Consider the following 26,340-nt stretch of genomic DNA (forward strand, 5'->3'; position numbering starts at 1 on the left):
CAGGCCGTCAGGCCGCCGTGCATTACGGTGCAACGCCCACTGCCCAGGAGGACACATATGCAAATCAGGACCTTGCTTGCCGGATCGGCGATGCTTGCGCTGCTGGCCGGCTGCGCCGCCGGCCCCACCGATGGCCCTGCGGGTGCCGCCGTGGAGCCCGACGAGGAGCGCTACCAGGGCACTCTGCCCTGCCGCAACTGCGATGGTATCGACCTCGATGTGCTGATGCGTGGCGACGAACAGGCCGCCGCCGAGGATCGCACCTTCGAGCTCAACGCCTCCTATCGTGGCCATCCGCAGAGCCCCCCGGACGAGACCTACGCTGGCAACTGGGAGGTGCTGGAAGGTACCGCCAATGAGCCAGATGCCACCGTCTACGAGCTCACGCCGGACGGCGAGGGGCAGATCTACTACTTCCTGCGCCTCGATCCGCAGACTCTGGAGCTGATCGACCCCGAGCGGCGGCGCTTCCAGAACAGCGAGATGCTGCAGCTCAAGCGTCAGTGATCGCTCGCGGATGACCCCGGGTGATCCGGTGGGGGCGGCCTTCGGGCCGCCCCCTGCCGTTGTGGCCGTTGCCACTGACGCCACGGCCTGACCAGCGACACTTAACGACCCATCCACCGACGAGACACGCCATGGCCAAGGCAAAGAGCGCCTACGTCTGCACCGAGTGCGGCGCCGAATACCGCAAGTGGCAGGGGCAGTGCACGAGCTGCCGAGAATGGAACACCCTCAGCGAGGTGCGTCTCGCCGCGGCTCGACCGGGAGCCGCAGCCGCATCGCCGGCGGCGCGCGGTGGCTATGCCGGTGCCCTGACCCGCGAGGTGGTCGACCTGGCCAATGTCGATCTCAGCGAGGTACCCAGGCTCTCCTCCACCTTCGCCGAGTTCGACCGGGTGCTGGGCGGCGGCCTGGTGCCCGGCTCGGCGGTGCTGCTGGGCGGCCACCCCGGGGCGGGCAAGTCGACGCTGCTGCTGCAGACCGCCTGCAAGCTCGCCCAGGGGCGCGGCGTGCTCTACGTCACCGGCGAGGAGTCGCTCTCCCAGGTGGCGATGCGTGCCCACCGCCTGCAGCTGCCCACCCAGGGGCTGAAGATGCTGGCCGAGACCAGCGTCGAGACGATCCTCGCCGTGGCCGAGCGTGAGCAACCGGAGATCCTGATCATCGACTCCATCCAGACCATGCATCTGGAGGATATCGCCTCGGCCCCGGGCGGCGTGGCCCAGGTGCGCGAGTCCGCCGCGGCCCTGACCCGCTTCGCCAAGCAGAGCAACACCGTGCTGCTGCTGGTGGGCCATGTGACCAAGGATGGCAGTCTCGCCGGCCCCAAGGTGCTGGAGCACATGATCGATGCCTCGCTGCTGCTGGAGGGTGGCGCCGACTCGCGCTTCCGCACCCTGCGCGGCCAGAAGAACCGCTTCGGCGCGGTCAACGAGCTGGGGGTCTTCGCCATGCTCGAGCACGGCCTCAAGGAGGTGAAGAATCCCAGTGCCATCTTCCTGTCGCGCACCGAGGAGCAGGCGCCGGGCAGCCTGGTGATGGTGGTGTGGGAGGGCACCCGGCCGATCCTGGTGGAGGTGCAGGCGCTGCTCGATGACTCGCCGCTGGGCAACCCGAGGCGCGTGGCGGTGGGCCTCGATGCCAACCGCCTGGCCATGCTGCTCGCCGTGCTGCACCGTCACGGCGGACTATTCACCGGTGATCAGGATGTCTTCCTCAACGTGGTGGGCGGGGTCAAGGTGCTGGAGACGAGTGCCGACCTGGCGGTACTGCTGGCGGTGGTTTCCAGCCTGCAGAGTCGCCCGCTGCCGCGCGAGCTGGTGGTGTTCGGCGAGGTGGGGCTCTCCGGCGAGATCCGCCCGGTGCCCAGCGGCCAGGAACGTATCCTCGAGGCCGCCAAGCACGGCTTCACCCGCGCCATCGTGCCGCGGGCCAACGCCCCCAAGCGGGCCCCCGAGGGGATGGAGGTGGTGGCGGTGGACAAGCTCGCCGACGCCCTCGAGGCCCTGTGAGTTGGGGCCTTGATGTTAGAATACCCGTAACCGATTCCGAGGAGATTCCGATGAGCGCCATCCGTCTGACCCAGTACAGCCACGGAGCCGGCTGCGGCTGCAAGATCGCCCCCGACGTACTCGACGGCATCCTGGCCCAGGCCGGTCCGGGGGCCACCCATTCGCGACTGATAGTCGGCAACCAGGGCCGCGAGGATGCCGCTGTCTACGACCTGGGTGACGGCCGCGGGATGATCGCCACCACCGACTTCTTCATGCCCATCGTCGATGACCCCTTCGACTTCGGGCGCATCGCCGCCACCAACGCGATCAGCGATATCTACGCCATGGGCGGCACCCCGGTGATGGCGCTGGGCATCCTCGGCTGGCCGCTGGACAAGCTGCCCGCCGAGGTCGCCGGCGATGTGATGGCCGGCGCCCAGGCGGTGTGCCGTGAACTGGGCCTGGCGCTTGCCGGCGGCCACTCCATCGATGCCCCGGAGCCGATCTTCGGCCTGGCGGTGAACGGCCTGGTGGACCTGGAGCATCTCAAGCTCAACAAGGGGGCGAAGCCAGGAGACCTGCTGTTCCTGACCAAGCCGCTGGGGGTGGGCATGCTGACCACCGCCGAGAAGAAGGGACTGCTCGAGCCCGGCCATCAGGGCCTGGCCCGGGAGACCATGCTGCGCTCCAACCGCATCGGCGTGGACCTGGCGAAGGTCTCGGGCGTGCACGCCATGACCGATGTCACCGGTTTCGGGCTCGGTGGCCATCTGGCCGAGGTGTGCGCGGCCAGCGAGGTGGCGTCGCGCATCGACTTCCGGCGCCTGCCCCGCCTGGCCGAGGCCGAGGCCTATCGTCGCCAGGGGGCGGTGCCGGGAGGCACCCTGCGCAATCGTCAGGCCCTGGGTACAAGCCTGCCCGAGATGGACGAGGCCCACTGGCAGTGGTTGTGCGATCCCCAGACCTCCGGCGGCCTGCTGCTGGCCGTGGATCCGGCCTGGGAGGATGACGTCGAGCGGATCGGCCGCGAGCATGGCCTGACCCTCGAGCCCTTCGGCGAGATCATCGAGGCCAGCGGCCCGGCGCGCATCGAGGTGCATGGATGAGTGACCTGCCGCTGGTCGACCCCGACCTGGCGCTGCTGAGCGAGGGGCGGCACCTCATCGATGTGCGCGCTCCCGTGGAGTTCGCCCAGGGGGCGCTGCCCGGGGCGGTGAACCTGCCGCTGATGGATAACGAGGAGCGCCGCCTGGTCGGCATCGAGTACAAGCAGCGCGGCCAGGCCGCGGCGATCGCCCTGGGCGAGCGTCTGGTCAGTGGCGAGGTCAAGGCGGCGCGGGTGGCGGCCTGGATGGCGGAGCTCGAACGTTACCCCGATGCCATCGTCTACTGCTTCCGCGGTGGGCTGCGTTCGCAGATCGCCCAGCAGTGGATCCGCGAGGCGGGCATCACCCGGCCGCGTATCCGCGGCGGCTGGAAGGCGATGCGCCAGGCGCTCTGCGCACGCATCGATGCCGCCGCCGAGCAGCCGCTGCTGGTGGTGGGCGGGCTCACCGGCTGTGCCAAGACTGATCTCGTGCTGGCCCTGGACAATGGCCTGGACCTGGAGGGGTGTGCCCGTCACAAGGGCTCCGCCTTCGGCCGCCACCCGCTGCAGGCCCCCGGCCAGATCGACTTCGAGCACGCCATGGGCCTGCGCCTGCTGGAGTTGCCGGGCCCCGTGGTAGTGGAGGACGAGTCACGCCATATCGGCGGCGCCAACCTGCCCCAGGCCTTCTGGGAGGCGATGCAGCGCGCCCCGCGACTGCGCGTGGAGATGCCCCTGGACTGGCGCCTGGCACAGATCCATCGTGACTATATCGAGGAGCTGTGGGCGGTCTATCGTCGGCAGTTCGGCGAGTGGCTGGGCTGGGCCCTGATGCGCAAGCAGCTGGAGGAGTCCCTGGCCAAGCTGCGCAAGCGCCTGGGCAGCGCACGCCTGGCCCGGCTGCAGCGGCTCCAGGCGCTGGCCTTTCGCGAGCATGAGCGCGGCAACCCCCAGGCCCATGAGGCGTGGCTGGCGCCGCTGCTGACCGAGTACTACGACCCCATGTATCGCCACCAGCTGGAGAAGCGCGCCCCGGGCCACTTCCTCCACGTGGGCGACTGGGAGAGCTGCCTGACGGTGGCCCGGGAGTGGTCGAATGAACAGAAGGCAAGGTTGAAAGTGATGTGTGGTCACTCTGTGGCTGAGACCGGCATCGCTCGGGGCTGACCCGGCAACAAGCCTGCGAGGAGGCGCTGTGAATACGTCCCTGTACGCTACCTCGGCCATCCCTGGTCCTCGGACCTCCTCTTCGGCTTGTTCCCGGCGCCCTCGCTAATCGCAGGGTCAGGCTGCTGCCTGGCGCAGCCACTGGCTGAGCAGGCGGTCGAGCAGCGGGGCGAGGCGGTCGAAGCGCCGCGGGTCCCCGAGCATCGCCGCGGTATCCTGGGCGTGGGGGCTGGCCTCGCTGCCCTCGGGCAGTGGCTCGTTGGCGAGCAGCGCCCCGACGCTCTCGGCGGTGGCCTCCAGGTGGCAGAGCAGCCCCAGCACGCGGCCGTCGTCCCAGCTGAAGCCCTGCAGCGGGCTCGCCTCGCTGCCACCCAGAGGCAGGGCGTTGTCGGGCAGGGCGAAAACCTCGCGATGCCACATGAAGGCCTCGAAGCGCTCGGGCAGGTCCAGGCCGCTCTCCGCGGCAAGTGTGACGGGGTGCCATCCGGTTTCCGCGAAGGTGCCGCGGGCAACCACCGCACCCAGCGCCGTGGCGATCAGGCGAGCGCCGTAGCCGATGCCCAGCAGCGGCCTGTGGCCGTCCAGGGCGCGCTCGACCAGCTTGCGCTCGCGCCTGAGCCAGGGCTGGCGAGTCTCGTCCAGGGGACCTTCGGGGCCATCGAGCAGCACCAGGGCATCGCCGTCGCCGGGTTTCGGCGGCAGCTCGCCGGCGTCGAGGTGGAATACCGTGTGGCTGTGGCCCATGCTGGTCAACCAGTCGGCCAGGCGTGCCGGCCCCTGGTGGGGGGCGTGCTGGAGCAGATGAACGTGCATGGGTAACCTCGCCAGCGTATGCAACGGACAGGGGGCGCAAGGGTACATGAAGGCCGGCTGGAGGGAACAGGTCCTGACCGTCATCGCCGAGATCCCGCCCGGGCGGGTGACCACCTATGGTCGCATCGCCGCCATGGCCGAGGGCGCCACGCCGCGGTTGGTGGCCCGTGCCCTGCGCGAACTGCCCACCGGCCACGACCAGCCGTGGTTTCGCATCATCACCGCCTCGCGCAAGCTGGCCGACCACCCCGGCGCCGCCGAGCAGCGCCAGCACCTGGCCGCCGAGGGGGTGCTGCTGGATGCCCGCGGCCGGGCACCAGTGGAGCGGATGTGGCCGTGAACAGACCATAGACACTGAACCTGCCCGAGGAGCGCCGGGGTCAGGTCGTATAGGATGTGAAGGCCTGTCGCCGGGTCAGCTCCGATTACTGCCATGGTCGAAGGGGGCAGCCGACATAACCAACAGCCAAGGAGAGTCCATGAGCGGTTTCTTTCAGCGCCTGCAGGGCCTCGAGCCTCATCGCCAGCAGGCCTTCATGGCGGCGCTGTGCGAGCGCCTTCTGCCCAACTATCTCTTTTACTGTCAGGCGCACTACGCCCAGACCGCCGGCCAAGGCAACCCGGCGGGGCTGCGCGCCATCCTCGACCTGGTGTGGGAGCGGCTGGCGATTGCGGGGGCTCGCATCGACTTCGAGCGCCAGGCCGAGAAGCTCGCCGAGCTGGCACCGCCGGAGGATGACGACAGCTTCGGTGCGCGGCGCGCCACCGAGGTGGTGGCGGCACTCTCGGCGCTCCTCGACACCCTGCAGGACGAGGCGCCCGAGGCGGTGCTGGAGGTGAGTCGCGCCTCGCGAGGCGGGGTGCGGGCCTTCATCGAGCTGACCGAGGGCGAGGAGGACGGCGCGCGCCTGGCCGTCCTGGTGCGCGAGCATCCGCTGATGGCGGACGAGAACGACTTCCAGGACGCAGTGCTGGAGGCGGTGGAGGCAGGCCCGCTGGATCGCGATGCCCTCAAGGCGCTGCGCCGGCTGGGGCGCAACGAGGGCGTCAGCAACCTGGGGCTCTCCGCCGACGAATAGTGCCTACAGGCGCATCTCGATGCCGCGCTCGGCCATATAGCGCTTGGCCTCGGGGATGGTGTACTCGCCGAAGTGGAAGATGCTGGCGGCGAGCACCGCGTCGGCACCGCCCTCGACCACGCCCTCCACCAGGTGATCGAGGTTGCCGACCCCGCCGGAGGCGATCACCGGTACGCTCACCGCCTCGCTGATGGCGTGGGTCACGCCGAGATCGAAGCCGGCCTTGGTACCGTCGCGGTCCATGCTGGTAAGCAGCAGCTCGCCTGCGCCGTAGTCCACCATCTTCTTCGCCCACTCCACGGCATCGAGGCCGGTGGGGCGGCGCCCGCCGTGGGTGAAGATCTCCCAGCGCGGGGCCTCGCCCTCGGCGGAGACCTTCTTGGCGTCGATGGCCACCACGATGCACTGGCTGCCGAAACGCTCGCTGGCCTCGCGTACGAACTCCGGGTTGGTGACCGCGGCGGTGTTGATGGAGACCTTGTCGGCGCCGGCGTTGAGCATGGTGCGGATGTCATCGCAGGTGCGGATGCCGCCGCCCACGGTCAGCGGGATGAAGACCTCGCCGGCGATGCGCTCGACCATCTCCACCGTGGTATCCCGGTCCTCGTGGCTGGCAGTGATGTCGAGGAAGGTAATTTCGTCGGCGCCCTGCTGGTTGTAGCGCTGGGCGATCTCCACCGGGTCTCCGGCGTCGCGGATGCCGATGAAGTTGACGCCCTTGACCACGCGGCCGGCGTCGACGTCGAGGCAGGGGATGATGCGCTTGGCGAGTCCCATGGTCAGCTCCCTTTCCGGGCGAGTTCATCGCACAGCCGCTGGCCCTCGGCCAGGTCCAGGCTGCCCTCGTAGATGGCGCGTCCGGTAATGGCGCCGAGGATGCCGGGTTCGTCGGCGGCCACCAGAGCGCGCAGGTCGTCGAGGTTGGTCACCCCGCCGGAGGCGATCACCGGCAGGCCGCCGTCACGGGCGAGTGCCGCGGTGGCCTCGACGTTGACGCCGTTCAGCATGCCGTCCCGGGCGATATCGGTGTAGACGATGCTGGAGACGCCGTCGTCGGCGAAGCGCTTCGCCAGGTCCACCGCCTTGACCTGGGAGACCTCGGCCCAGCCGTCGGTGGCCACGAAGCCGTCGTGGGCGTCGAGGCCGACGATCACATGGCCGGGGAAGGCGCGGCACATCTCGCCCACGAAGTCGGGCTCCTTGACCGCCTTGGTGCCGATGATCACGTAGCTGACCCCGGCCGCTAGGTAGTGCTCGATGGTCTCGGCGGAGCGGATGCCGCCGCCGATCTGAATCGGCAAGTCGGGGTAGCGGCGGGCGATGGCGGTGACCGCCTCACCATTGACCGGCTTGCCCTCGAAGGCGCCGTTGAGGTCCACCAGGTGCAGGCGACGGGCGCCGGCGGCGACCCAGCGCTCGGCCATGGCCACCGGATCGTCGCCGTAGGTGGTGGCATCGTCCATGCGCCCCTGCTTGAGGCGCACGCACTGGCCATCCTTGAGGTCGATAGCGGGAATTACCAGCATGTCAGTGTCCTGTTGATCCATGGTCGGGCGGCGCGGGATGGGCCCCCGGTTGACCGGGCGCGGCTCGGGGCGCCCAGTTGACCCGGGCGCGGTTCAGGGCGCCCAGTTGACCCGGGCGCGGCTTAGGGCGCCCAGTTGACAAAGTTCTCGAGCAGCTTGAGACCGGCCCGCGAGCTTTTCTCGGGGTGGAACTGCACGGCGAAGGTGGCGTCGCGGCCGATCGCCACATGGGCCTGCACCCGGCCGTAGTCGGTGGTGCCGAACACCGTGGCATCATCGCTGGCCGCCACGTAGTAGCTGTGCACGAAGTAGAAGTGCTCGTCCTGGTCGATGCCCTCCCACAGCGGGTGCTCGCGCTGCTGGTGCACCAGGTTCCAGCCCATATGGGGTACCTTCAGTCGCTGGTTCAGGTCGTCGCGCATGTTGGCGGGGAAGCGCTTCACTTCGCCGCCGAGGAAGCCCAGGCAGTCGACCCCGCCGTTTTCCTCGCTGTGGTCGAGCAGCATCTGCTGGCCTACGCAGATGCCCAGCAGGGGCTTCTCCTGGCTGGCCAGCAGCTCTTCCACCAGGCCGCGCAGCTCGGTCTTCTCCAGCTCGCCGATGCAGTCTCGAATGGCGCCCTGGCCGGGCAGCACCAGGCGGGTAGCGCCGAGGATACGGCGCGGGTCACGGGTGATCACCACGTTCTCGTGGGTGACGTGCTCCAGTGCCTTGGCGACGGAATGCAGGTTGCCCATCCCGTAATCGATGACGGCAATCGTCATGGGGCGCTCCTCGTGGGGTGGTACGTGGGTCTCACAGGCTGCCCTTGGTGGAGGGCATCTGGCCGGCCATGCGGGGATCTTCCTCCAGGGCCATGCGCAGGGCACGACCGAAGGCCTTGAAGATGGTCTCCGCCTGATGATGGGCGTTGAAGCCCTTCAGGTTGTCGATATGCAGGGTGACCATGGCGTGGTTGACGAAGCCCTGGAAGAACTCCCAGAACAGCTGGGTATCCAGGCGGCCCACGGCGGCGCGGGTGAACTCCACGTCCATGAACAGGCCGGCGCGGCCGGAGAAGTCGACCACCACCCGGGAGAGGGCCTCGTCGAGGGGCACATAGGCGTGGCCGTAGCGACGGATGCCGCGCTTGTCGCCGATGGCCCTGGCGAAGGCCTGGCCGAGGGTGATGCCGAGGTCCTCGACAGTGTGGTGGTCGTCGATGTGCAGATCGCCCTCGGCCTTGATGTCGAGGTCGATCAGGCCGTGGCGGGCCACCTGGTCGAGCATGTGGTCGAGGAAGGGTACGCCGGTCTCGCAATTCAGCTTGCCGCTGCCATCGAGGTTGACGGTGACGCTGATCCGGGTCTCCTGGGTGTCGCGACTGACCGTGGCGATACGCTCGGACATTGAGGCTTCTCCAGCGCCTGGGCGCATGTCGAGGCGGATCGCTGGAGCAACGATCCGCAGAAACGAGGGGACGGCGGGGCTCACCCGCGGTCGTAAAACTGCCATTATAGAGAATCGCCGACCCCATCCGCTACAATGCCTCCATTCACTACGCCCGTCGCGCGGCGGCGATACCTGCCGTCCCGGCCCAAGGAGGTTCTTTTATGCCGGTGACTCTGCACCCCGTCGATCGGGGCGCCTGGGAAGCGGATGCCCAGGCCCGAACCGACCTCGCCCGAATCTATGCCGACGCTCCTGCAGAGCGCCTGCCCGCCCCTGCTGATACCTTTATCGAGGACCACCTGACGGCGGGGGGCGCCTTCCTCTGTGCGCGCTTCAATGATCGTCTGATCGGTGCCGTGGCGCTGCGCGACGATGGCAAGGCGTGGTGGCTGTCGCACTTCTGTGTGCGCAAGCCGACCCGTCGCCGGGGCGTCGGCTCACGCTTGCTGGCGCTGGTCGGCGAGGCCGCCAGCGCCGAGGAGAAGCCTCTGCGTGCGGAGCTGGCCCAGCTGCAGATGGCCGACCAGCTGATGCTCTCGCGGCTCGGCTATCGGCTCGACCGCAGCGGCGACCATTATGAGCTCGTCCTGCCCGGCTGCCACACCAAGGAGTCACCGCGATGAAGCGCCTGCTGAGCACCCTGCTGGCCGCTATCGGTATCCTCGCCGTGCTGGCGGTGGGGGCGGTGGTCTATGTCACCACCTTCCTCGACCCCGAAGACCTCAAGCCGCGGCTGGAGGAGGTGGTGCAGGAGCGGGTCGGCCTGACCCTCTCCCTCGAAGGCCCCATCTCGTGGTCGTTCTACCCGCGGCTGGGGGTCGGCGTGGAGCAGGCCGAGGCCTGGCTGCCCGAGCAGTCGGCCGGCGAGGATCCGGCCTTCATGGCCTTTCGCCGCGCCGAGGTCAGCCTGGCCTTCGCTTCGCTGCTCCGCGGTGAGGTGGCCATCGATGGCATGACCCTGGATGGCCTGCGCCTCAACCTGGCCCGCGACGAGGACGGTCGCGGCAACTGGGAATCCCTGATGGAGCGCTTCGCCGGCGGAGATGACCCGTCGACACCGGCCAGCGCCTCCTCTGCCCCGGTCCCCGGCGGTGGCAATGGGCCCTCCGTGGCCTTCAATATCGCCAGCGTGGAGGTCAAGGACGGCGAGGTGAGCTATACCGATCGAGCTGCCGGGCACTCGCTGCGCCTCAAGGGACTCTCCGTTACCGGGCGCAACGTCAATCCCCGGCGCTCCTTCCCCTTCACGGCGGGCTTCCAGCTGCTTGGCCATGACACCCCGGCGGGCGTGGACGACACCGTGCCGCGGCTGGCCAGCGAGGTCACCATGAAGGGGCGTCTTGCCCTGGCCCTCGCCGAACGCCGCTATACCCTCGAGGACCTGTCCCTCGCCACCCGCAACCGGCTGGCCGGTGTCGAGAGCCCGCAGCAGCTGGAGCTGAGCGGCCAGCGGCTGGTGGTCGACATGGCCGCGCGCCAGCTGCGCCTGGAGCCCGGCACCCTGAAGGCCACGCTGGCGCATTCCGCGCTGGGTGACACGCCTCTCTCACTGGCCATGGAGTTCGCCCTGGAGTCCGACCTGGCCGCCGGCAGTGCCCGGCTGCGCGACCTGACGCTGAGTGGTGACCATGGACTGCGCCTCAGCGGCAACCTCAACCTCGCCAACCTTCACGAGGCACCCCGCTACGATGGTCAGCTGCGTCTGGCTCCGCTCTCGCTGCGGCCCTGGCTCGAGCGCTTCGACAGCCTGCCGGCCACGGCCGATCCCGAGGCGCTCAGCGACGTGGCGTTGACCACTCCCCTGGAGGGTGACCTCGAGCGGGTGGACCTTACCGGCATGACCCTGGTGCTCGACGGCAGCACCTTCACCGGGCGCCTGGCGGCGGGCCTCGACGGCCACCGCCTGGAGACGGAGCTGCAGGGGGACCGCCTGGACCTGGATGCCTACCTGCCGGCATCCACGGGGCAGGCGCCGGACGCCGCCGGCCTGTGGCTGCCCGGTGTCGGTCGTGCCCACGCCCAGGACGAAGAGGCACTCCTGCCCGTCGAGTGGCTGCGCGAGCTGGCGCTGGATGCGCGGCTGAGCCTGAGCAGCCTGCGGCTGGGCGGGCTGGATTTCCGCGACGTGGCGTTGCGACTCGAGGGGCGTGACGGCCGGCAGCGGCTGGTGTCGCTCGAGTCGGCCTTCTACGAGGGCAGTCTGGCCGCCGATGGCGAACTGGACCTGAGCCGTGAACCCATCGCCTGGCGGCTGGCACCGCGCCTTGAGCGGGTGCGCATCGATGCGCTGCTGGAGGCGCTGGGCGAAGGCGAGGAGCCGGCGCCGCTGCGTGGCCGTGCCTTCGTCGAGGGGGAACTGACCACCCAGGGCAATGCCTGGCCGGTGATGAAGCGTGGCCTCGATGGCCGCCTGGCCGCGCGCCTGGATGACGGAGCCATCCTCGACGTCAATGTCTCCCGGGAGCTTTGCAGTGCGGTGGCGAGCCTGCAGGGGGAGCAGACCAAGCGCGAGTGGGAGGCGGATACCCGCTTCGAGCGCGCCGAGGCGACCCTCAGTGTGCGCGATGGCGTGGTGGAGAGCGATGACATCATTGTCACCCTGCCGGGCATCGATGTGGGCGGCGAGGGCACCCTCGACCTGACCAGCGAACGCTTCGATCTGCGTGCCGCGGCGCGGGTGGTGGATACCGCCGATGTGGCCTGCGAGGTCAATCCTCGCCTCGAACGCCTGCCCCTGCCGGTTCGTTGTGAGGGCAGCCTCAGCGGCGACAGCGCCGAGTGGTGCCGCTTCGATCGTGAGGGCTTCACTGCCGCCATCGGTGAGGCACTGCGTGAAGAGTTGGGCAGCCGCGCCGGTGACGAGGTGGAGCAGCGCCTGGAAGGTGCCCTCGACAAGCTCGAGGAGCGCGTCGGCGAGGACGCCGGCAGGGAACTTCGCGACGCCCTCAAGGGTCTCTTCGAATGAGCAAAGTCAGTCCCTGCGTCGGCCCCGTGCCGGCGCCTTTTTTTGAGCCGCAATGACCGACACGCCGACTCCCGTACTCGCCCCCACCGCCTTCCAGCGGCGCCTGCTCGAGTGGTTCGATGAACACGGCCGTCACGACCTGCCCTGGCAATTCTGGCGCACGCCCTATCGGGTGTGGGTCTCGGAGATCATGCTGCAGCAGACCCAGGTCGCCACCGTCATTCCCTACTTCGAGCGCTTCATGGCGCGCTTCCCGGATGTACAGAGCCTGGCGGCAGCGGAACAGGACGAGGTGCTGCACCTGTGGACGGGACTCGGCTACTACGCCCGCGGGCGCAATCTCCACAAGGCCGCCCGGGTGGTGGTCGACGAGCATGGTGGGGAGTTTCCGCTCCACAGCCTGGAGGAGATGGCGGCCATGCCCGGCATCGGACGCTCCACCGCCGGGGCCATCGTCGCCCAGAGCCAGGGGCGCCGCGCGGTGATCCTCGATGGCAACGTCAAGCGCAGTCTCAGCCGCCTGCACGCCGTGCCAGGCTGGCCGGGACGAGTGGCGGTGGAGCATCGTCTATGGGAGCTGGCGGAGCACTATACGCCCCACGAGCGACTGGCCGACTATACCCAGGCGATGATGGACCTGGGCGCGACCCTCTGCCGTCGCGGTACCCCCGAGTGTGGCCGCTGCCCCTTCAACGATGTCTGCCTGGCCCATGCGCGCGGCGAGGAGCGCCGCTTTCCCGAATCCAAACCCAGGAAGGCGTTGCCCACCCGAACTACTCGCATGCTGCTGCTGCGTGATGCCCGCGGCCGGGTGCTGCTGGAGCAGCGCCCGGCCAGCGGCCTGTGGGGCGGGCTGTGGAGCCTGCCCCAGTTCGATGAGGCGGCAGCGCTGCAGGCCTGGCTCGATGTCCACGCCCCGGGCAGCCGGCTGGATGCCCCCCGGGCTCCCTTCACCCATGTCTTCAGCCACTTCCGCCTGGAGATCACCCCCCAGCCGGCGCGGGTCGAGCGCCTTGATTCGATAGGCGAGACGCGTCGCTGGTACGATCCCGATAATCCCGATGCCGTGGGCCTGGCGGCTCCGGTGAAGGCGCTGCTGGCGAGCCTGGCGACCTTCACCCTGGATACCCCGCCGGGACCCTGAGTCAGCGTTTGCCAAGGAGTCACCCCATGAGCCAGACCGTGTTCTGTCGCAAGTACCAGCAGGAGCTCGAGGCCCTGCCGTTCCCGCCGCTGCCCGGCAAGAAGGGGCAGGAGATCCAGGCCAGCGTGTCGAAGCAGGCCTGGGAGGAGTGGCAGGCCCTGCAGACCCGACTGATCAACGAGAAGCATCTCAACATGCTCGAACCATCGACCCGGGAGTACCTGATGGAGCAGATGGAGCGCTTCCTGGACAACCGTGAGACCGACCGTGCCGAGGGTTATGTACCGCCCTCATCTTGATGAAAAGAAAGGGGTTGACGAGAAAGGCCGACTGGGGTTTAATACGCACCGTTGGCAAGGGGCCAGATAGCTCAGTTGGTAGAGCAGGGGATTGAAAATCCCCGTGTCGGCGGTTCGATTCCGTCTCTGGCCACCACGCTGCTGGGGTATAGCCAAGTGGTAAGGCACCGGTTTTTGGTATCGGCATTCCCAGGTTCGAATCCTGGTACCCCAGCCATCGCCAACCTCGTTTTCGAAAGACCGTGGACTCGAGTTCACGGTCTTTCTCGCTCAGAGGACCTCGTCCTCCGCGCCGTCAAGAGCGGCAGTTGCCGGCATAGCTCAGTTGGTAGAGCAACTGACTTGTAATCAGTAGGTCCCGGGTTCGACTCCTGGTGCCGGCACCATCCAGACTCCGCGCCGCTGCGCGATTATTACCGCCCATCGAGGCGGTTTTTTGTGTCCCTTCTCCCTGGGGTCACCCACGGCTGTATCGCCGTCGGAACACGAGTTTTGCTGAGACTGATCACGGACACACAGGAGGTGATTGGATGTCAGTCAAGACGTCTGACCGTGCGTTTGAGAAGACCGTTTCCCGTCATGGTGTCGTCGACTCGCCGGACCCGCAGGGCCGCGTGAAGAGCGCGCCGCGGCCCGGCGAGGACCCCTACCCCACGCGCCTTGCCGAGCCCTTCGACATGCCCTGGCTCAATCGCCGTGAGGCGGTGGTGAAGGGAAGTGCCGAGGCGGGCCCCCTGAGCCAGGCGCAACTCGACGAGTTCGAGCGCAAGGGCTTCCTGTTCGAGCCCGGCTTCATCACCGGCGAGGAGCTCGACGAGCTGCGTCGGGAACTGGCGGCCCTGCTGGAGAATCCCGGCTACCGCCATCGCGACTTCAGCATCACCGAGCCCTCCGGCAACGAGATCCGCTCGCTGTTCGCGATGCACTTCCTCTCCGAGCGCTTCGCCCGCCTGGCGCGCGACGAGCGCCTTGTCGGTCGTGCCCGCCAGATCCTGGGCGGCGAGCCCTATGTGCACCAGTCGCGCATCAACTACAAGCCGGGCTTCGAGGGCAAGGGCTTCAACTGGCACTCGGACTTCGAGACCTGGCACGCCGAGGACGGCATGCCGGCGATGCATGCGGTGAGCGCCTCCATCGTGCTCACCGACAACCACCCCTTCAACGGCCCGCTGATGCTGATCCCGGGCTCCCACCGAGTGTTCGTGCCCTGCCTGGGCGAGACGCCGGACGACAACCACAAGCAGTCGCTCAAGACCCAGGAGCTTGGCGTGCCCAGCCGCGAGGCGCTGGCCGCCCTGGTCGAGCGCCACGGCATCGAGGCGCCCACCGGGGCCGCCGGCGGCCTGCTGCTGTTTGACTGCAACGTGCTGCACGGCTCCAACGCCAACATGTCGCCGGACCCGCGCAGCAACGCCTTCTTCGTCTACAACCGCCGCGACAACGGCTGCGTGGCGCCCTTCGCGGCGCGCCGGCGTCGCCCCGGCTTCCTGGCCCATGATCCGGACGAGGCCTGGTCGCCGGAGGGGTGAGGGTCTCGCGATGACGGCGGTGCTGTGGCGTGTGCCGCGGGCTGCGGTAGACTGGGAGGTCTGTCGCGCCCGCGGCATGCCTCAAGAGAAGGAGAAGATGCGCCATGCGCTTTGTCCCCCATTTCACCGACGGCCAGGCCTATCCCGAGAGGCTCGGCAAGATCGTCTGCGTCGGTCGCAACTACGCCGACCATGCCCGGGAGCTCGACAATCCGGTACCCAGCGAGCCGCTGCTCTTCATCAAGCCGGCGACCAGCGCCGTGCCCCTGGAGTCGCCCATCGAGGCCCCCTTCTCCCGGGGTGAGGTGCACTACGAGACCGAGCTGGCGCTGCTGATCGGTGAGGAGCTCACCCACGTCACCGCCGACGAGGCGGAACGTGCCGTGGTGGGTATCGGGTTGGCGCTCGACCTGACCCTGCGCGATGTCCAGTCGCGGCTCAAGGAGAAGGGGCACCCCTGGGAGATCGCCAAGGCCTTCGACGGCGCCTGTCCGCTCTCCTCCTTCCTGCGGCTCTCCCAGGTGCCCAACTGGAGCGCGCTCTCCTTCACCCTGGAGGTGGACGGCGAGAGGCGCCAGCATGGCGAGGGTGCAGACATGCTCTTCCCGGTGCCGACTCTGCTGGCCGAGATGAGTCGTCACTTCTCCCTGCAGCCGGGGGACGTGGTGCTTACCGGCACGCCCGCCGGGGTCGGCCCCCTGGAGCGCGGCAGCGAGCTGCGCTTCACTCTGACCGGTGGCCTGGAGGTGACCACCCGCGTGGTGGAGTGAGGCTTGGCCTGGAGCGAGGCCTGGCCGCAGACGATGACGCCCCGCTCGAGCGGGGCGTCATCGTGTCAAGGCAGGGGCCCGGCTATTCGAGGTAGGTATAGCCCGCCAGGCCCTCGGAGAGGTCATCAAGGAAGCGCCGCTGTTCGGCCTCTTCCAGGCCGCTGGCGGCGAGTTGCTCGGCCAGGTTTCGGCGCAGTACCTCGGCGTCGAAGTTGACGTAGCTCAGCACGTCGGCCACCCGGTCACCCTGCTGGATATGGCTCAGGGTCCAGCTGCCGTCGTCGTTGAGGGTGGCATCCACCGAGTCGGTATCGCCGAACAGGTTGTGCAGATCGCCGAGGATCTCCTGGTAGGCACCCACCATGAAGAAGCCGAGCAGCTTCTCGTCTCCCTCCTGCCACTCAGGCAGCGGCAGGGTGGTCTCCACGCCCTGGCCGTCCACGTAGCCGTCGATGCGGCCGTCGCTGTCGCAGGTGATGTCCTGGATGACGCCGCGACGTACCGGCTCCTGGTCGAGTCCGGTGAGTGGCACGACCGGGAAGATCTGCTGGATGCCCCAGACATCGGGTACCGACTGGAACAGCGAGAAGTTGACGAACAGCTTGTCGGCAAGTTTCTCGGCAAGCTCGTCGTTGATCTCGCGGTGCACCCGGTTACGGGTGTCGAGACGGGCGCGCAAACGGGCACAGGCGGCGAAATAGACGGCCTCGCCCTCGGCGCGGGCGGTGATATTGGTCAGCCCCATGACGAAGCGCTCATGCAGGTCGCCCATGGCCTGCACCAGGTCGTGCCAGGCCTCCACCAGGCCGCGCTGGTCGGGGGAGGCGCCCAGCAGGTCGTGGACCCGCCACAGCTCGTCCAGTTGGGGGTCGCCCTCCACCCGGCGCTCGGGTGCGGCCTCGCTGACCCGCTCCTCCCCGATCACATTGCTGATCAGCACCGCGTGGTGCGCGGTGAGAGCGCGTCCCGACTCGCTGATCAGGTGAGGTTGCGGCAGGTCGTGTTCCTGGCAGGCCAGGCGGAAGGCGTAGACCACGTTGCGGGCATACTCGAGCATCGAGTAGTTGGCCGAGCAGAAGCTGCGCGAGCGCGTACCCTCGTAGTCGACCCCCAGACCGCCGCCCACATCCACGGTATCCACCGGGGCACCCAGCTCCACCAGCCCCTGGTAGAAGCGCGCGCACTCATTGAGGCCGCGCTGGATGTCACGGATATTGGCGATCTGGGAGCCCAGGTGGAAGTGCACCAGCTGCAGGCTGGCCAGGGCATCGGCCTCGCGCAGCTGCTCCACTACCGCCAGGATCTGGCTGGCGGTGAGGCCGAACTTGGACTTCTCGCCGCCGGTGTTCTGCCAGCGCCCACGCCCCACGCTGGCCAGGCGGGCCCGCAGGCCGATTCGCGGCGTGACGCCGAGCGCGGCGGCCTCCTCAAGGATCAGCGGCAGCTCCGAGAGCTTCTCCACCACCAGATAGACGCGGTGGCCGAGTTTCTCGCCCATCAGCGCCAGGCGCACGTATTCGCGATCCTTGTAGCCGTTGCAGACGATCAGCGAGGGGCCGTCGCCGGAGAGTGCCAGCACGGCGAGCAGCTCGGGCTTGCTGCCGGCTTCCAGGCCCACCCGGTCGCGGCCGCGTTCGGGGGTGGCGAGGATCTCCTCCACCACCCGGCGCTGCTGGTTGACCTTGATGGGATAGACCGCGGTATAGCCTCCGTCGAAGTTTTCTTCGGCCATGGCTGTGTCGAAGGCGTGGCAGAGCTGCTCGACCCGGTCGTGGAGGATGTCGATGAAGCGCACCAGCACTGGCAGGCGCAGGCCGGCGGCCTTGAGCTCGGCCACCAGCTCGTCCAGCGGCAGGGCGGGGCCCTCGGTTTCGCTGCCCAGGGGGCGTACCAGGGCGTGGCCGGAGTCATCGACGTCGAAGTAGCCGCTGCCCCACTGGTCGATGTTCCAGACGCGCCGCGCGCGCCGCGCCGGGCTTCCGGTACTGGCCATGGGTCGGCTCATGAATCTGCCTCCGGCAGGGGCAGCGCAGCATGATCGATGCGCGCCTTGAGAATGGTGCGGAATCGCTCGGGATCATGGGGGGTGAGGTCGTGGGCCGGCGGGTCCACGTAGACCACCAGCAGGCGCGAGAGCCAGTAGCGAAGTGCGGTCATGCGCAGCATCATCGGCCAGGCGTCGCGCTCGGCGGCGGTCAGCGGGCGATGGGCCTGGTAGGCGGCGAGCAGGGCGTCGTGGCGCTCGGCATTCAGGCGGCCGTCGGCGTCGCTGGCCCAGTCGTTGATGACGATGGCCAAGTCGAACAACAGGTCGCCGGTGCAGCCGTTGTAGAAGTCGATGATGCCCCCCAGACGCTCGCCCTCGAACAGCGTGTTGTCACGGAACAGGTCGCCGTGCAGGGCTCCCTGGGGCAGTGTCGGGGCGTCGCCGAAGAATCCCTGGTAGGTCTCCACCTCGTCCTTCATCAGCGTCTGGTCCTCGGGGGCGAGGTAGGCCAGCACCTTGTGGTGCATGGGTAGCAGCCAATGGAGGTCGCGGGGATTGGGGCGGTGGCCGGGGAAGTGCTTCGACACGCGGTGCATGTGCCCGAGGGCCTCGCCCAAGGCGTGGCACTGGGCCAGGTCGGGGGCCTTCGGGTGTCGCCCGGGCAGGCGCGGGAAGAGCAGGGCGGGCTTGCCGGCCAAGCCGTGCAGCGCCACGCCGTCGCGGTCGTGCAGCGGCCCCGGCACCGGCAGGCGGTGCTCGTCGAGGTAGTCGAGCAGGTCGACGAAGAACGGCAGTTCCTCGTGTTCACCCTGCTCGAACAGGGTCAGCACCAGCTCGCGCCGGTCGGTAGTGACGAAGAAGGTGCTGTTCTCGGTGCCGGCGGGAACGCCCTCCAGGGAGACCAGTGAGCCGGCGTCGAAGCGGCTCAGGAAAGCCTCGACCTGGGACTCGGTCAGCGGTGTGAATACGGCCATGTGTCTCTCACCCGGGAATGCCAAGCCGCCTATTGTAGCGACTTGCGAGTGTGATGCACGCTTCGACTGCCGCCGCATACAGGGCATCGCAGTAAGCCTTGCGACGATAGCGAAAGGCGCCGGGGACAGGTTGAAGAGGGGGTCCTATGCCAGGGATGGCATCGGTAGTGCCCAGGGAAGGGTTCACAGCGCCCCCTCGTAGGCCTGTCGCCGGGAAAGCCTTGAGTGGTGCCTCCATCTGCGATGGTCTTGTACCGCCTCAGAAGGTCTTCAGCACCCATTCGGGCACGGCGATGCGGTCGCCCTCCTGGCGCTCGAAGTTGCCGTCGCCGTCGCGGTCGACCAGGTAGTAGGAGGGGCCGGCAGAGGGGCGGATCTCGATGGCATAGAGCTCACCGTTGACCCGGTACTCGCGGATGATGCGCTCCTCCTCCTGGCGGATGGTGATGTCCGGCTCGAGGTTTTCATTGGACTGGGCCAACGCGGGGGAGGCGGCGGCGAGCGTCACCCCCACGGCCAGCAGCAGGGCGGTAAGCGAGCGAAGGGCGTTCATGGTGACCTCCAGGCCGCCGGTGGGCGGTGAAATGGTGAGCCTGCCCCCAGTGTAAGAGGTCTCACCGCTTGCGCCCACTGGCCGCGGCAAAACGCCGGCGCAATGCGTATCATGGTTGACCAGAATCATCTTCCGCTCAGCTGCAATGGATGCCTCCATGGCCGATACTCCCATCGTTCTCGTCGACGGTTCCTCCTACCTCTATCGGGCCTTCCACGCCCTGCCGCCGCTGACCACCTCCGAGGGCCTGCCTACCGGGGCCATCAAGGGCGTGCTCAACATGCTCAAGCGGCTGATCAAGGACTACCCGGACAGCCCCATGGCGGTGGTCTTCGATGCCCCGGGGAAGACCTTTCGCGACGAGCTGTTCGAGGAGTACAAGTCCCATCGCCCGCCGATGCCGGATGACCTGCGCGACCAGGTGCAGCCACTGCACGACTGCGTAAGGGCGCTGGGGCTGCCGCTGCTGTGCATCGAGGGGGTCGAGGCCGACGATGTCATCGGCACCCTGGCGCGCCGGGCCACCGAGGCGGGCCGCGATGCGGTGATCTCCACCGGCGACAAGGACATGGCCCAGCTGGTCAATGCCCATATCACCCTGGTCAACACCATGAAGGACGAGACCCTCGACGTGGCGGGGGTGAAGGAGAAGTTCGGGCTGCCTCCGGAGCTGATCATCGACTTCCTGGCGTTGATGGGCGACAAGGTGGACAACATCCCCGGAGTGCCGGGGGTGGGCGAGAAGACGGCACTCGGCCTGCTGCAGGGCATGGGAGGCGGGCTCGACGCCATCTACGCCGACCTGGAGAAGGTCAAGACGCTGGGCTTCCGCGGCGCCAAGACGCTGCCGAAGAAGCTCGAGGAGCACCGCGACCAGGCCTTCCTCTCCTACCGGCTTGCGACCATCAAGACCGACTGCGAGCTGCCGGTGGGGCTCGATGATCTGGATATCGCCCATCCGGATCGCGAGGCGCTGCTCGAGCTCTATCGTCGGCTGGAGTTCCGGGCCTGGCTCTCCGAGCTGCTCGAGGGCAGGGACGAGGGCGTCGACGATGCGGCGGGCGGCACCCCGGTGCCGGTCGAGGACGAGAGGGCGGCCGGCTCGGAAAGCCGCTCCCCCCGCGAGGACCATGTCATCCTGGCGCAGGCCGACTTCGACGCCTGGCTCGAGCGGCTCAAGGCGAGCACGGCCTTCTGCTTCGACCTGGAGACCACCAGCCTGGACTACATGGAGGCGCAGATCGTCGGTGTCGGGCTGGCCCTGGAAGCGGGGGAGGCGGCCTATATCCCGCTGGCCCACGACTATCTGGACGCCCCCGACCAGCTCGATCGCGAAGCCGTGCTCGCTGCACTCAAGCCGCTGCTGGAAGATGGCAGCAGGACCAAGATCGGCCAGAATCTCAAGTACGATATCTCGGTGCTGGCCGGCTATGGCATCCGGGTGGCGGGGCCGCTCCAGGACACCATGCTCGAGTCCTATGTGCTCGACTCCACCGCCACGCGCCACGACATGGACTCCCTGGCACTCAAGTACCTGGGGGAGAAGACCGTCTCCTTCGAGGAGATCGCCGGCAAGGGCGCCAAGCAGCTTACCTTCAACCAGGTGGCCCTGGAGCAGGCCGCGCCCTACGCCTGCGAGGACGTCGACATCACCCTGCGCCTGCATCAGGAGCTGCGGCCCCGCGTCGAGGCCGAGGGAAGGCTCGCCGAGGTGCTCGAGGCGATCGAGCTGCCGCTGGTGCCGGTGCTCTCGCGCATGGAGCGCACCGGGGTGGCACTGGATCCTCAGCGTCTGCACGACCAGAGCCGGGAGCTCGAGGGGCGTATCAACGAGCTGGAGGCGCGCGCCCACGAGCTGGCCGGCCGCGAGTTCAACCTCGGCTCCCCCAAGCAGCTCGGCCAGATCCTCTTCGAGGAGCAGCAGATCCCGGTGATCAAGAAGACCCCCAAGGGGGCGCCCTCCACGGCCGAGGCGGTGCTCGAGGAGCTGGCGCTGGACTATCCGCTGCCCAAGGTGATCATGGAGCATCGTGGTCTGGCCAAGCTCAAGTCCACCTACACCGACAAGCTGCCGCGGCTGGTCAACAAGGCAACCGGCAGGCTGCACACCAGCTACCACCAGGCGGTTACCGCTACCGGGCGACTCTCCTCCAGTGATCCCAACCTGCAGAACATCCCGATACGCACGGAAGAGGGGCGCAAGATCCGTCAGGCCTTTATCGCCCGGCCGGGTTACCGCATCGTCGCCGCCGACTACTCCCAGATCGAGCTGCGCATCATGGCCCACCTCTCAGAGGACAAGGGGCTGCTCGAGGCCTTCGCCGAGAGGCGTGACATCCACGCCGCCACCGCGGCGGAGGTGTTCGGGGTGGCGCTCGACAAGGTCTCGGGTGACCAGCGGCGCAGTGCCAAGGCGATCAACTTCGGGCTGATCTACGGCATGAGCGCCTGGGGGCTGTCGCGGCAGCTGCATATCGAGCGCAACCAGGCGCAGACCTGGATCGAGCGCTACTTCGACCGCTACCCCGGGGTGGCCCGCTACATGGAGCGCATCCGCGCCCAGGCCGCCGAGGACGGCTTCGTCGAGACGGTGTTCGGTCGGCGCCTCTACCTGCCCGAGATCCGCTCCCAGAACCGCGCCCGCCGCCAGGGCGCCGAGCGCACCGCCATCAACGCCCCCATGCAGGGCACCGCGGCTGACATCATCAAGCGCGCCATGATCGATGTGGCCGCCTGGCTGGAGGAGGGCGAGATGGACGCCTGGATGGTGATGCAGGTCCACGACGAACTGGTGTTCGAGGTGGCCGAGGCCCAGGTCGAGGCCTTCATCGAGCAGGTGAAGGCGCGTATGCAGGCCGCCGCCGAGCTCAGCGTGCCGCTGATCGTCGAGGCCGAGTCTGGAGCCAATTGGGACGAGGCCCACTGACCATCAAAAACGCCACCGCGGCTGCGGTGGCGTTTCTGGTTGAAGCGAGGGCCGTAAGGCTTAGCGCCAGCCGACGCGATCGAAGATCCGAATCGCCTCGGGGTTGTTCTCGCCCAGCTTGCTGATGTTGAGGCTGTCCTTCTTGAAGTTGCCCCAGGACTCGAGCACCGGGTTCATCTTCACGCCCTCGACCACCGGGAACTCGTAGTTGCCGTTGGCGAAGATCTCCTGGGCGGTGTCGGAGGCCAGGAACTCCAGGAATCGCACGGCGTTTTCGTGGTTGGGAGCCCCCTCGACCACACCGGCGCCGCCGACGTTGATATGGGTACCGCGATCATCCTGGTTGGGGAAGATCACGCCGACCCGGCGGGCGACCTCGCGATCCGCCTCGTCGTCGGAGTGCAACAGGCGCACGTAGTAGTAGTGGTTGGCCACCGCCAGGTCGCACTCGCCGTTGGCCACGCCCTTGATCTGGTCGGTGTCGCCACCCGCGGGGTCGCGGGCCATGTTGGCTACCACGCCCTGGGCCCACTCCTCGGCACCCTCGGCACCGTGATGCTCGACCAGCGAGGCGAGCAGCGACTGGTTGTAGATATTGTTCGAGGAACGAATGCACACCTCGCCCTCGAATTTCGGGTCGGCGAGTTCCTCGTAGCTGCCGATCTGGCTCGGATCGAAACTCTCGCGGTCATAGAAGATGGCGCGGGCGCGCTGGCTGAAGCCGAACCACAGCCCCTCGGGGTGGCGCATGGCCTCCGGCAGGCGCTCGTTGAGCACCTCGGAATCGACGCTCTGGAAGATGCCCTCCTGCTCGGCGCGCCACAGGCGGCCAGCGTCCACGGTGATCATCACGTCGGCGGGACTGGCCACGCCCTCGCGGGTAATGCGTTCGATCAGCTGATCCGAATCGCCTTCCAGCAGGTTGACCTCGATGCCGGTCTCCTCGGTGAAGGCCTGATAGAGCGCCTCGTCGGAGTCGTAGTGGCGCGCCGAGTAGATGTTCAACTCGTCGGCGGAGGCGACGGTAGCGAAGGCGGAGCCGGCCAGCGCGACGGCGATGGGAGCGGCGAGACGAGCGTGCTTGATCATCATGACCTCGGTGGTTCCCGGTGGAATGGATGAGTGGAATGATAATACGTTGCATTATTGGCACGCCTATTGAAGCCCCGCATGTCGGCGACGTCAAGTGGTCGTGGGCAGATTCCTTGCGCTGAAGCAGGTAATTCGCTGAATGCGAGTCGCTTTCAAACGCATTAGCGCTCACGATCGGTTATGATAAGGGCAACTCCACCGACACGACGTCGAGGGCCCCATGAACCAGAATCTCCAGCAATCGCTCTCCTCAGCCGCACCGGCGCTATCGATGCAGGGCATCCACCATGCCTTCGGCAGGCACGAAGTGGTGAAGGGCATCGACCTTGAAGTGCTGCCCGGCGAGGTAGTCTGCCTGCTGGGCCCTTCGGGCTGCGGCAAGACCACTCTGCTGCGCATCGCCGCCGGCCTCGAGACCCTGCAGCGAGGGCGTGTGGCCCTCGAAGGCAAGGAGGTGGCCGGCGGCGGTGGGCGTCATCTGCCGCCCGAAAAGCGCAGCGTCGGCCTGGCCTTCCAGGATTCCGCACTCTTCCCGCATCTCTCCGTGCTCGAGAACGTGACCTTCGGGCTCAAGCACCTGCCGGCGGGGGAGCGCCGTCAACGCGCCCTGACGCTGCTCGAACAGCTGGGCATGGCGGCCCACGCCGAGAGTTATCCGCACATGCTCTCCGGCGGACAGCAGCAGCGCGTGGCCCTGGCCCGCGCCCTGGCGCCCGAACCGCAGCTGATGCTGCTCGACGAGCCCTTCTCCAGCCTCGATGCGCGACTGCGCGACCAGATCCGTGATGACACGCTGCACGTGCTCAAGAAGGTCGGCGCCGCCACCCTGCTGGTGACCCACGATCCTGAGGAGGCGATGTTCATGGCCGACCGTATCGCGCTGATGCGCGATGGCCATATCATCCAGGTAGGCACGCCACGGGAGCTCTACTGCAACCCCAGCGATCCCTTCGTGGTGACCTTCTTCGGTGAGGTGAACGAGCTCTCCGGCGAGGTTCGCGACGGCCAGGTGCTGACCCCGGTGGGCCCCGTGGATGCCGGCTGGCTGGCCGAGGGCAGCACCGCGCGGGTGCTGGTGCGGCCGGAGGCGCTGCAGGTGGCGGCGCTGGATGCGCCGGCGGAAACGCATAGCCACAGCCATATCGTCATGGCCAAGTTGCTCGGGCGCAGCAGCCTGCTGCATATCTGTGCCCATGCTCCCGACGGTGAGGAGGCTCACGTCCATGCCCGGGTGCCGGGCGTCTTCCTTCCCGCCGAGGGCCAGCCGGTCACCCTGCGACTGGACCCCTCCCAGGTGTTCGTCTTCCCCTCACGCCCCGCCGGGGCGCGAGCGGCGCATGGCCAGGCTCAGCAGGATCACCGGGACTATGCCTACGACCACGATGGCCAGTGAGGCCGTCGAGGCCTCGGCGAGTCGCTCGTCTGCCGCCAGGCTGTGAGCCCGAACTGCCAGAGTGTCGAAGTTGAAGGGGCGCAGGATGATGGTCGCCGGCAGCTCCTTCATCACATCCACGAAGACCAGGATGCAGGCCGCCAGCAGGCTGCCGCGCATGATTGGCGTGTGCACCCGCTTGAGGGTGCCGGTAGCGGTCTGTCCCAGGGTGCGTGAGGCGGCGTCCATGCTCGGAGTCACCTTGCCCAGGCTCGCCTCCACGGCATTGAACGACACCGCCAGGAAGCGGACCACGTAGGCGTAGATCAGGATGAACGCCGAGCCGCTGAAGATCAGCCCGATCACCTCCCCGCGCTGCTCGAGCAACCAGGTGTTGATGGTGTTGTCCAGCCAGGCGAAGGGGATCAGGATGCCCACCGCGACCACCGAGCCCGGAATCGCATAGCCCATGGCCGAGATTCGCGTGGCGGTGCGCGTCAGCCGGGTGTCGTTGAGGCGCACCCCGTAGCTGAGCACCACCGCCAGGGTCACCGCGATCAGCGCGGCGATGGCGGCCAGCACCAGGCTGTTGCGGGCGTAGCCGATGAAGGCGGTGCCGAACAGCGAATCGCCCTGTGCGATGGCCAGCTCGGCGAGGATGCCGCTGGGAATCAGGAACCCTCCCAGGATCGGCAGCAGGCAGGCCAGGAAGGCGCCTGCCGAGGCCCAGCCGCCGAGCTGGAACTCAGGCAGCTGCTGATAGCGGCTGGAGGTGTGGAAATAGCGCCGCTTGCCCCGCGACCAGCGCTCCAGCAGCACCAGGGCGATCACGAAGGCCAGCAGGCAGGCGGCCAGCTGGGCGGCGGCGACCTGCTCGCCGAGGCCGAACCAGGTGCGGTAGATGCCGGTGGTGAAGGTATCCACGCCGAAGTACTGCACCGCGCCGAATTCGTTCAGGGTCTCCATCAGTACCAGCGATACGCCACCCACCAGGGCAGGGCGTGACAGCGGTATGGCCACGCTGCGAAACAGCTCCCAGGGGCCCCGCCCGAGGGTTCGCCCCACGTCCAGCATGCACACCGACTGCTCCATGAAGGAGGCGCGGGCCAGCATGTAGACGTAGGGGTAGAGCACCAGGGTGATCAGCGTCGCCGCCCCGCCCAGTGAGCGGACTTCGGGAAACCAGTAGTCGCCGAAGCGCCAGCCGAACAGGTCGCGAAGCCACCCCTGCAGGGGGCCCGAGAACTGCAGGAAGTCGGTGTAGGCGTAGGCGATCACGTAGGTCGGCACGGCCAGCGGCAGCAGCAGCGCCCACTCGAACAGCCGTCTTCCCGGGAAGCGGCACATCACCACCAGCCAGGCGGTGCCGGTGCCGATCACCAGGGTGCCAAGCCCCACCGTCACCACCAGGAACAGGGTGTTGGTCAGGTAACGGGGCAGCACCGTGCTGGCAAGATGCTGCCAGACGCCGCCGGATGGCATCAGGATGTGCGCCAGCACCGCCAGTACCGGCATCGCTACGATCAGGGCGACCCCGAGCAGCAGGGCGGTCCAGGGAGTGAAGGAAGGAATCAACCGGCGCGACAGGGCGGGCAGGTCACCGCTGGAGGGTCGAGACAAGGGAAAGCT

Annotated in this window: 24 protein-coding genes and 3 tRNA genes; 17 read left to right on the forward strand and 10 right to left on the reverse strand. The window is 68.0% G+C overall.

All coding sequences use genetic code 11. The annotated features are described in order from the left end of the window. Positions 1 to 57 precede the first annotated feature (57 nt). From GRB96_RS00420 to mnmH, 4 genes are all read left to right on the forward strand, one after another. Entirely contained in the window at positions 58 to 507 is a 450-nt protein-coding gene (locus GRB96_RS00420) for a copper resistance protein NlpE N-terminal domain-containing protein (protein WP_161429941.1), read from the forward strand. 131 nt (positions 508 to 638) lie between these two features. Beyond that, positions 639 to 2,015 carry a DNA repair protein RadA gene (gene radA, locus GRB96_RS00425; RefSeq protein WP_161429942.1) on the forward strand — a complete coding sequence of 459 codons (1,377 nt, stop codon included), beginning with the start codon at positions 639 to 641 and terminating at the stop codon, positions 2,013 to 2,015. Between the two features lie 50 nt (positions 2,016 to 2,065). Beyond that, a complete protein-coding gene (selD, locus tag GRB96_RS00430) occupies positions 2,066 to 3,103 on the forward strand; it encodes a selenide, water dikinase SelD (RefSeq protein WP_161429943.1) in 1,038 nt (345 codons plus the stop codon). Then, complete coding sequence (gene mnmH, locus GRB96_RS00435; protein ID WP_161429944.1) at positions 3,100 to 4,251, forward strand: tRNA 2-selenouridine(34) synthase MnmH; 1,152 nt, start codon at positions 3,100 to 3,102, stop codon at positions 4,249 to 4,251. Before selD ends, mnmH begins: the two co-directional genes overlap by 4 nt. A gap of 117 nt (positions 4,252 to 4,368) precedes the next feature. Here the strand turns inward: mnmH and GRB96_RS00440 are convergent, their stop codons facing one another. After that, positions 4,369 to 5,064 (reverse strand): type 1 glutamine amidotransferase, encoded by a 696-nt coding sequence (locus tag GRB96_RS00440; RefSeq protein ID WP_161429945.1) that lies wholly within the window; start codon positions 5,062 to 5,064, stop codon positions 4,369 to 4,371. Between the two features lie 46 nt (positions 5,065 to 5,110). Between GRB96_RS00440 and GRB96_RS00445 the strand changes: the two genes are divergently transcribed. Both GRB96_RS00445 and GRB96_RS00450 read left to right on the forward strand, forming a co-directional pair. Further along, positions 5,111 to 5,404, forward strand: coding sequence for an MGMT family protein (locus tag GRB96_RS00445; RefSeq protein ID WP_161429946.1), 294 nt, complete (start codon positions 5,111 to 5,113; stop codon positions 5,402 to 5,404). Between the two features lie 139 nt (positions 5,405 to 5,543). Continuing rightward, complete coding sequence (locus GRB96_RS00450; protein ID WP_161429947.1) at positions 5,544 to 6,143, forward strand: YjaG family protein; 600 nt, start codon at positions 5,544 to 5,546, stop codon at positions 6,141 to 6,143. 3 nt (positions 6,144 to 6,146) lie between these two features. On the opposite strand, the gene hisF is transcribed toward GRB96_RS00450, so the two are convergent. From hisF to hisB, 4 genes are all read right to left on the reverse strand, one after another. Then, entirely contained in the window at positions 6,147 to 6,920 is a 774-nt protein-coding gene (gene hisF, locus GRB96_RS00455; RefSeq protein WP_161429948.1) for an imidazole glycerol phosphate synthase subunit HisF, read from the reverse strand. A gap of 2 nt (positions 6,921 to 6,922) precedes the next feature. Continuing rightward, positions 6,923 to 7,669, reverse strand: a complete 747-nt coding sequence (gene hisA / locus GRB96_RS00460) for a 1-(5-phosphoribosyl)-5-[(5-phosphoribosylamino)methylideneamino]imidazole-4-carboxamide isomerase (protein ID WP_161429949.1) — start codon at positions 7,667 to 7,669, stop codon at positions 6,923 to 6,925. Between the two features lie 122 nt (positions 7,670 to 7,791). Beyond that, entirely contained in the window at positions 7,792 to 8,433 is a 642-nt protein-coding gene (hisH, locus tag GRB96_RS00465) for an imidazole glycerol phosphate synthase subunit HisH (protein WP_161429950.1), read from the reverse strand. 31 nt (positions 8,434 to 8,464) lie between these two features. Then, positions 8,465 to 9,058, reverse strand: a complete 594-nt coding sequence (gene hisB / locus GRB96_RS00470) for an imidazoleglycerol-phosphate dehydratase HisB (protein WP_161429951.1) — start codon at positions 9,056 to 9,058, stop codon at positions 8,465 to 8,467. 203 nt (positions 9,059 to 9,261) lie between these two features. On the opposite strand from hisB, the gene GRB96_RS00475 reads away from it, so the two are divergent. The 9 genes from GRB96_RS00475 (at position 9,262) to GRB96_RS00515 (ending at position 15,807) form a co-directional block, all read left to right on the forward strand. After that, positions 9,262 to 9,723, forward strand: a complete 462-nt coding sequence (locus GRB96_RS00475) for an acetyl-CoA sensor PanZ family protein (RefSeq protein WP_161429952.1) — start codon at positions 9,262 to 9,264, stop codon at positions 9,721 to 9,723. After that, positions 9,720 to 12,065 carry an AsmA family protein gene (locus tag GRB96_RS00480; RefSeq protein WP_161429953.1) on the forward strand — a complete coding sequence of 782 codons (2,346 nt, stop codon included), beginning with the start codon at positions 9,720 to 9,722 and terminating at the stop codon, positions 12,063 to 12,065. Before GRB96_RS00475 ends, GRB96_RS00480 begins: the two co-directional genes overlap by 4 nt. 52 nt (positions 12,066 to 12,117) lie before the next feature. Continuing rightward, positions 12,118 to 13,209 (forward strand): A/G-specific adenine glycosylase, encoded by a 1,092-nt coding sequence (gene mutY / locus GRB96_RS00485; protein WP_161429954.1) that lies wholly within the window; start codon positions 12,118 to 12,120, stop codon positions 13,207 to 13,209. Between the two features lie 26 nt (positions 13,210 to 13,235). Next, the gene (locus tag GRB96_RS00490) at positions 13,236 to 13,508 is read left to right on the forward strand and encodes an oxidative damage protection protein (protein ID WP_161429955.1); all 273 of its coding nucleotides are present in this window, start codon (positions 13,236 to 13,238) and stop codon (positions 13,506 to 13,508) included. A gap of 60 nt (positions 13,509 to 13,568) precedes the next feature. After that, a tRNA-Phe gene (locus tag GRB96_RS00495) sits at positions 13,569 to 13,644 on the forward strand. A 6-nt stretch (positions 13,645 to 13,650) separates the two neighbouring features. Then, positions 13,651 to 13,725: transfer RNA gene (locus GRB96_RS00500), tRNA-Gln, on the forward strand. Between the two features lie 93 nt (positions 13,726 to 13,818). Next, positions 13,819 to 13,894, forward strand: a tRNA-Thr gene (locus GRB96_RS00505). A 144-nt stretch (positions 13,895 to 14,038) separates the two neighbouring features. Next, the gene (thpD, locus tag GRB96_RS00510) at positions 14,039 to 15,037 is read left to right on the forward strand and encodes an ectoine hydroxylase (protein WP_161429956.1); all 999 of its coding nucleotides are present in this window, start codon (positions 14,039 to 14,041) and stop codon (positions 15,035 to 15,037) included. A 104-nt stretch (positions 15,038 to 15,141) separates the two neighbouring features. Then, positions 15,142 to 15,807 carry a fumarylacetoacetate hydrolase family protein gene (locus GRB96_RS00515; RefSeq protein ID WP_161429957.1) on the forward strand — a complete coding sequence of 222 codons (666 nt, stop codon included), beginning with the start codon at positions 15,142 to 15,144 and terminating at the stop codon, positions 15,805 to 15,807. 82 nt (positions 15,808 to 15,889) lie between these two features. Here the strand turns inward: GRB96_RS00515 and speA are convergent, their stop codons facing one another. The 3 genes from speA to GRB96_RS00530 all read right to left on the reverse strand — a co-directional run bounded on the left by speA (position 15,890) and on the right by GRB96_RS00530 (position 19,321). Continuing rightward, the gene (gene speA, locus GRB96_RS00520; protein ID WP_232913044.1) at positions 15,890 to 17,812 is read right to left on the reverse strand and encodes a biosynthetic arginine decarboxylase; all 1,923 of its coding nucleotides are present in this window, start codon (positions 17,810 to 17,812) and stop codon (positions 15,890 to 15,892) included. After that, positions 17,809 to 18,768, reverse strand: coding sequence for a homoserine kinase (locus GRB96_RS00525; RefSeq protein ID WP_161429958.1), 960 nt, complete (start codon positions 18,766 to 18,768; stop codon positions 17,809 to 17,811). Before GRB96_RS00525 ends, speA begins: the two co-directional genes overlap by 4 nt. A 259-nt stretch (positions 18,769 to 19,027) precedes the next feature. Then, positions 19,028 to 19,321, reverse strand: a complete 294-nt coding sequence (locus GRB96_RS00530; RefSeq protein ID WP_161429959.1) for a DUF2782 domain-containing protein — start codon at positions 19,319 to 19,321, stop codon at positions 19,028 to 19,030. A gap of 157 nt (positions 19,322 to 19,478) precedes the next feature. On the opposite strand from GRB96_RS00530, the gene polA reads away from it, so the two are divergent. Further along, entirely contained in the window at positions 19,479 to 22,247 is a 2,769-nt protein-coding gene (gene polA, locus GRB96_RS00535) for a DNA polymerase I (RefSeq protein WP_161429960.1), read from the forward strand. Positions 22,248 to 22,307: 60 nt separating this feature from the next. Here polA and GRB96_RS00540 read toward each other — a convergent pair whose 3' ends face one another. After that, positions 22,308 to 23,336 carry a Fe(3+) ABC transporter substrate-binding protein gene (locus GRB96_RS00540; protein WP_161432945.1) on the reverse strand — a complete coding sequence of 343 codons (1,029 nt, stop codon included), beginning with the start codon at positions 23,334 to 23,336 and terminating at the stop codon, positions 22,308 to 22,310. Positions 23,337 to 23,559: 223 nt separating this feature from the next. On the opposite strand from GRB96_RS00540, the gene GRB96_RS00545 reads away from it, so the two are divergent. Further along, a complete protein-coding gene (locus tag GRB96_RS00545; RefSeq protein WP_170293761.1) occupies positions 23,560 to 24,732 on the forward strand; it encodes an ABC transporter ATP-binding protein in 1,173 nt (390 codons plus the stop codon). On the opposite strand, the gene GRB96_RS00550 is transcribed toward GRB96_RS00545, so the two are convergent. Then, positions 24,649 to 26,226 carry an ABC transporter permease gene (locus GRB96_RS00550; protein ID WP_161432946.1) on the reverse strand — a complete coding sequence of 526 codons (1,578 nt, stop codon included), beginning with the start codon at positions 26,224 to 26,226 and terminating at the stop codon, positions 24,649 to 24,651. The genes GRB96_RS00545 and GRB96_RS00550 overlap by 84 nt on opposite strands. Positions 26,227 to 26,340: the final 114 nt, after the last annotated feature.

The organism is Halomonas alimentaria (genome assembly GCF_009902005.1).
Taxonomy (GTDB): Bacteria; Pseudomonadota; Gammaproteobacteria; order Pseudomonadales; family Halomonadaceae; genus Halomonas; species Halomonas alimentaria.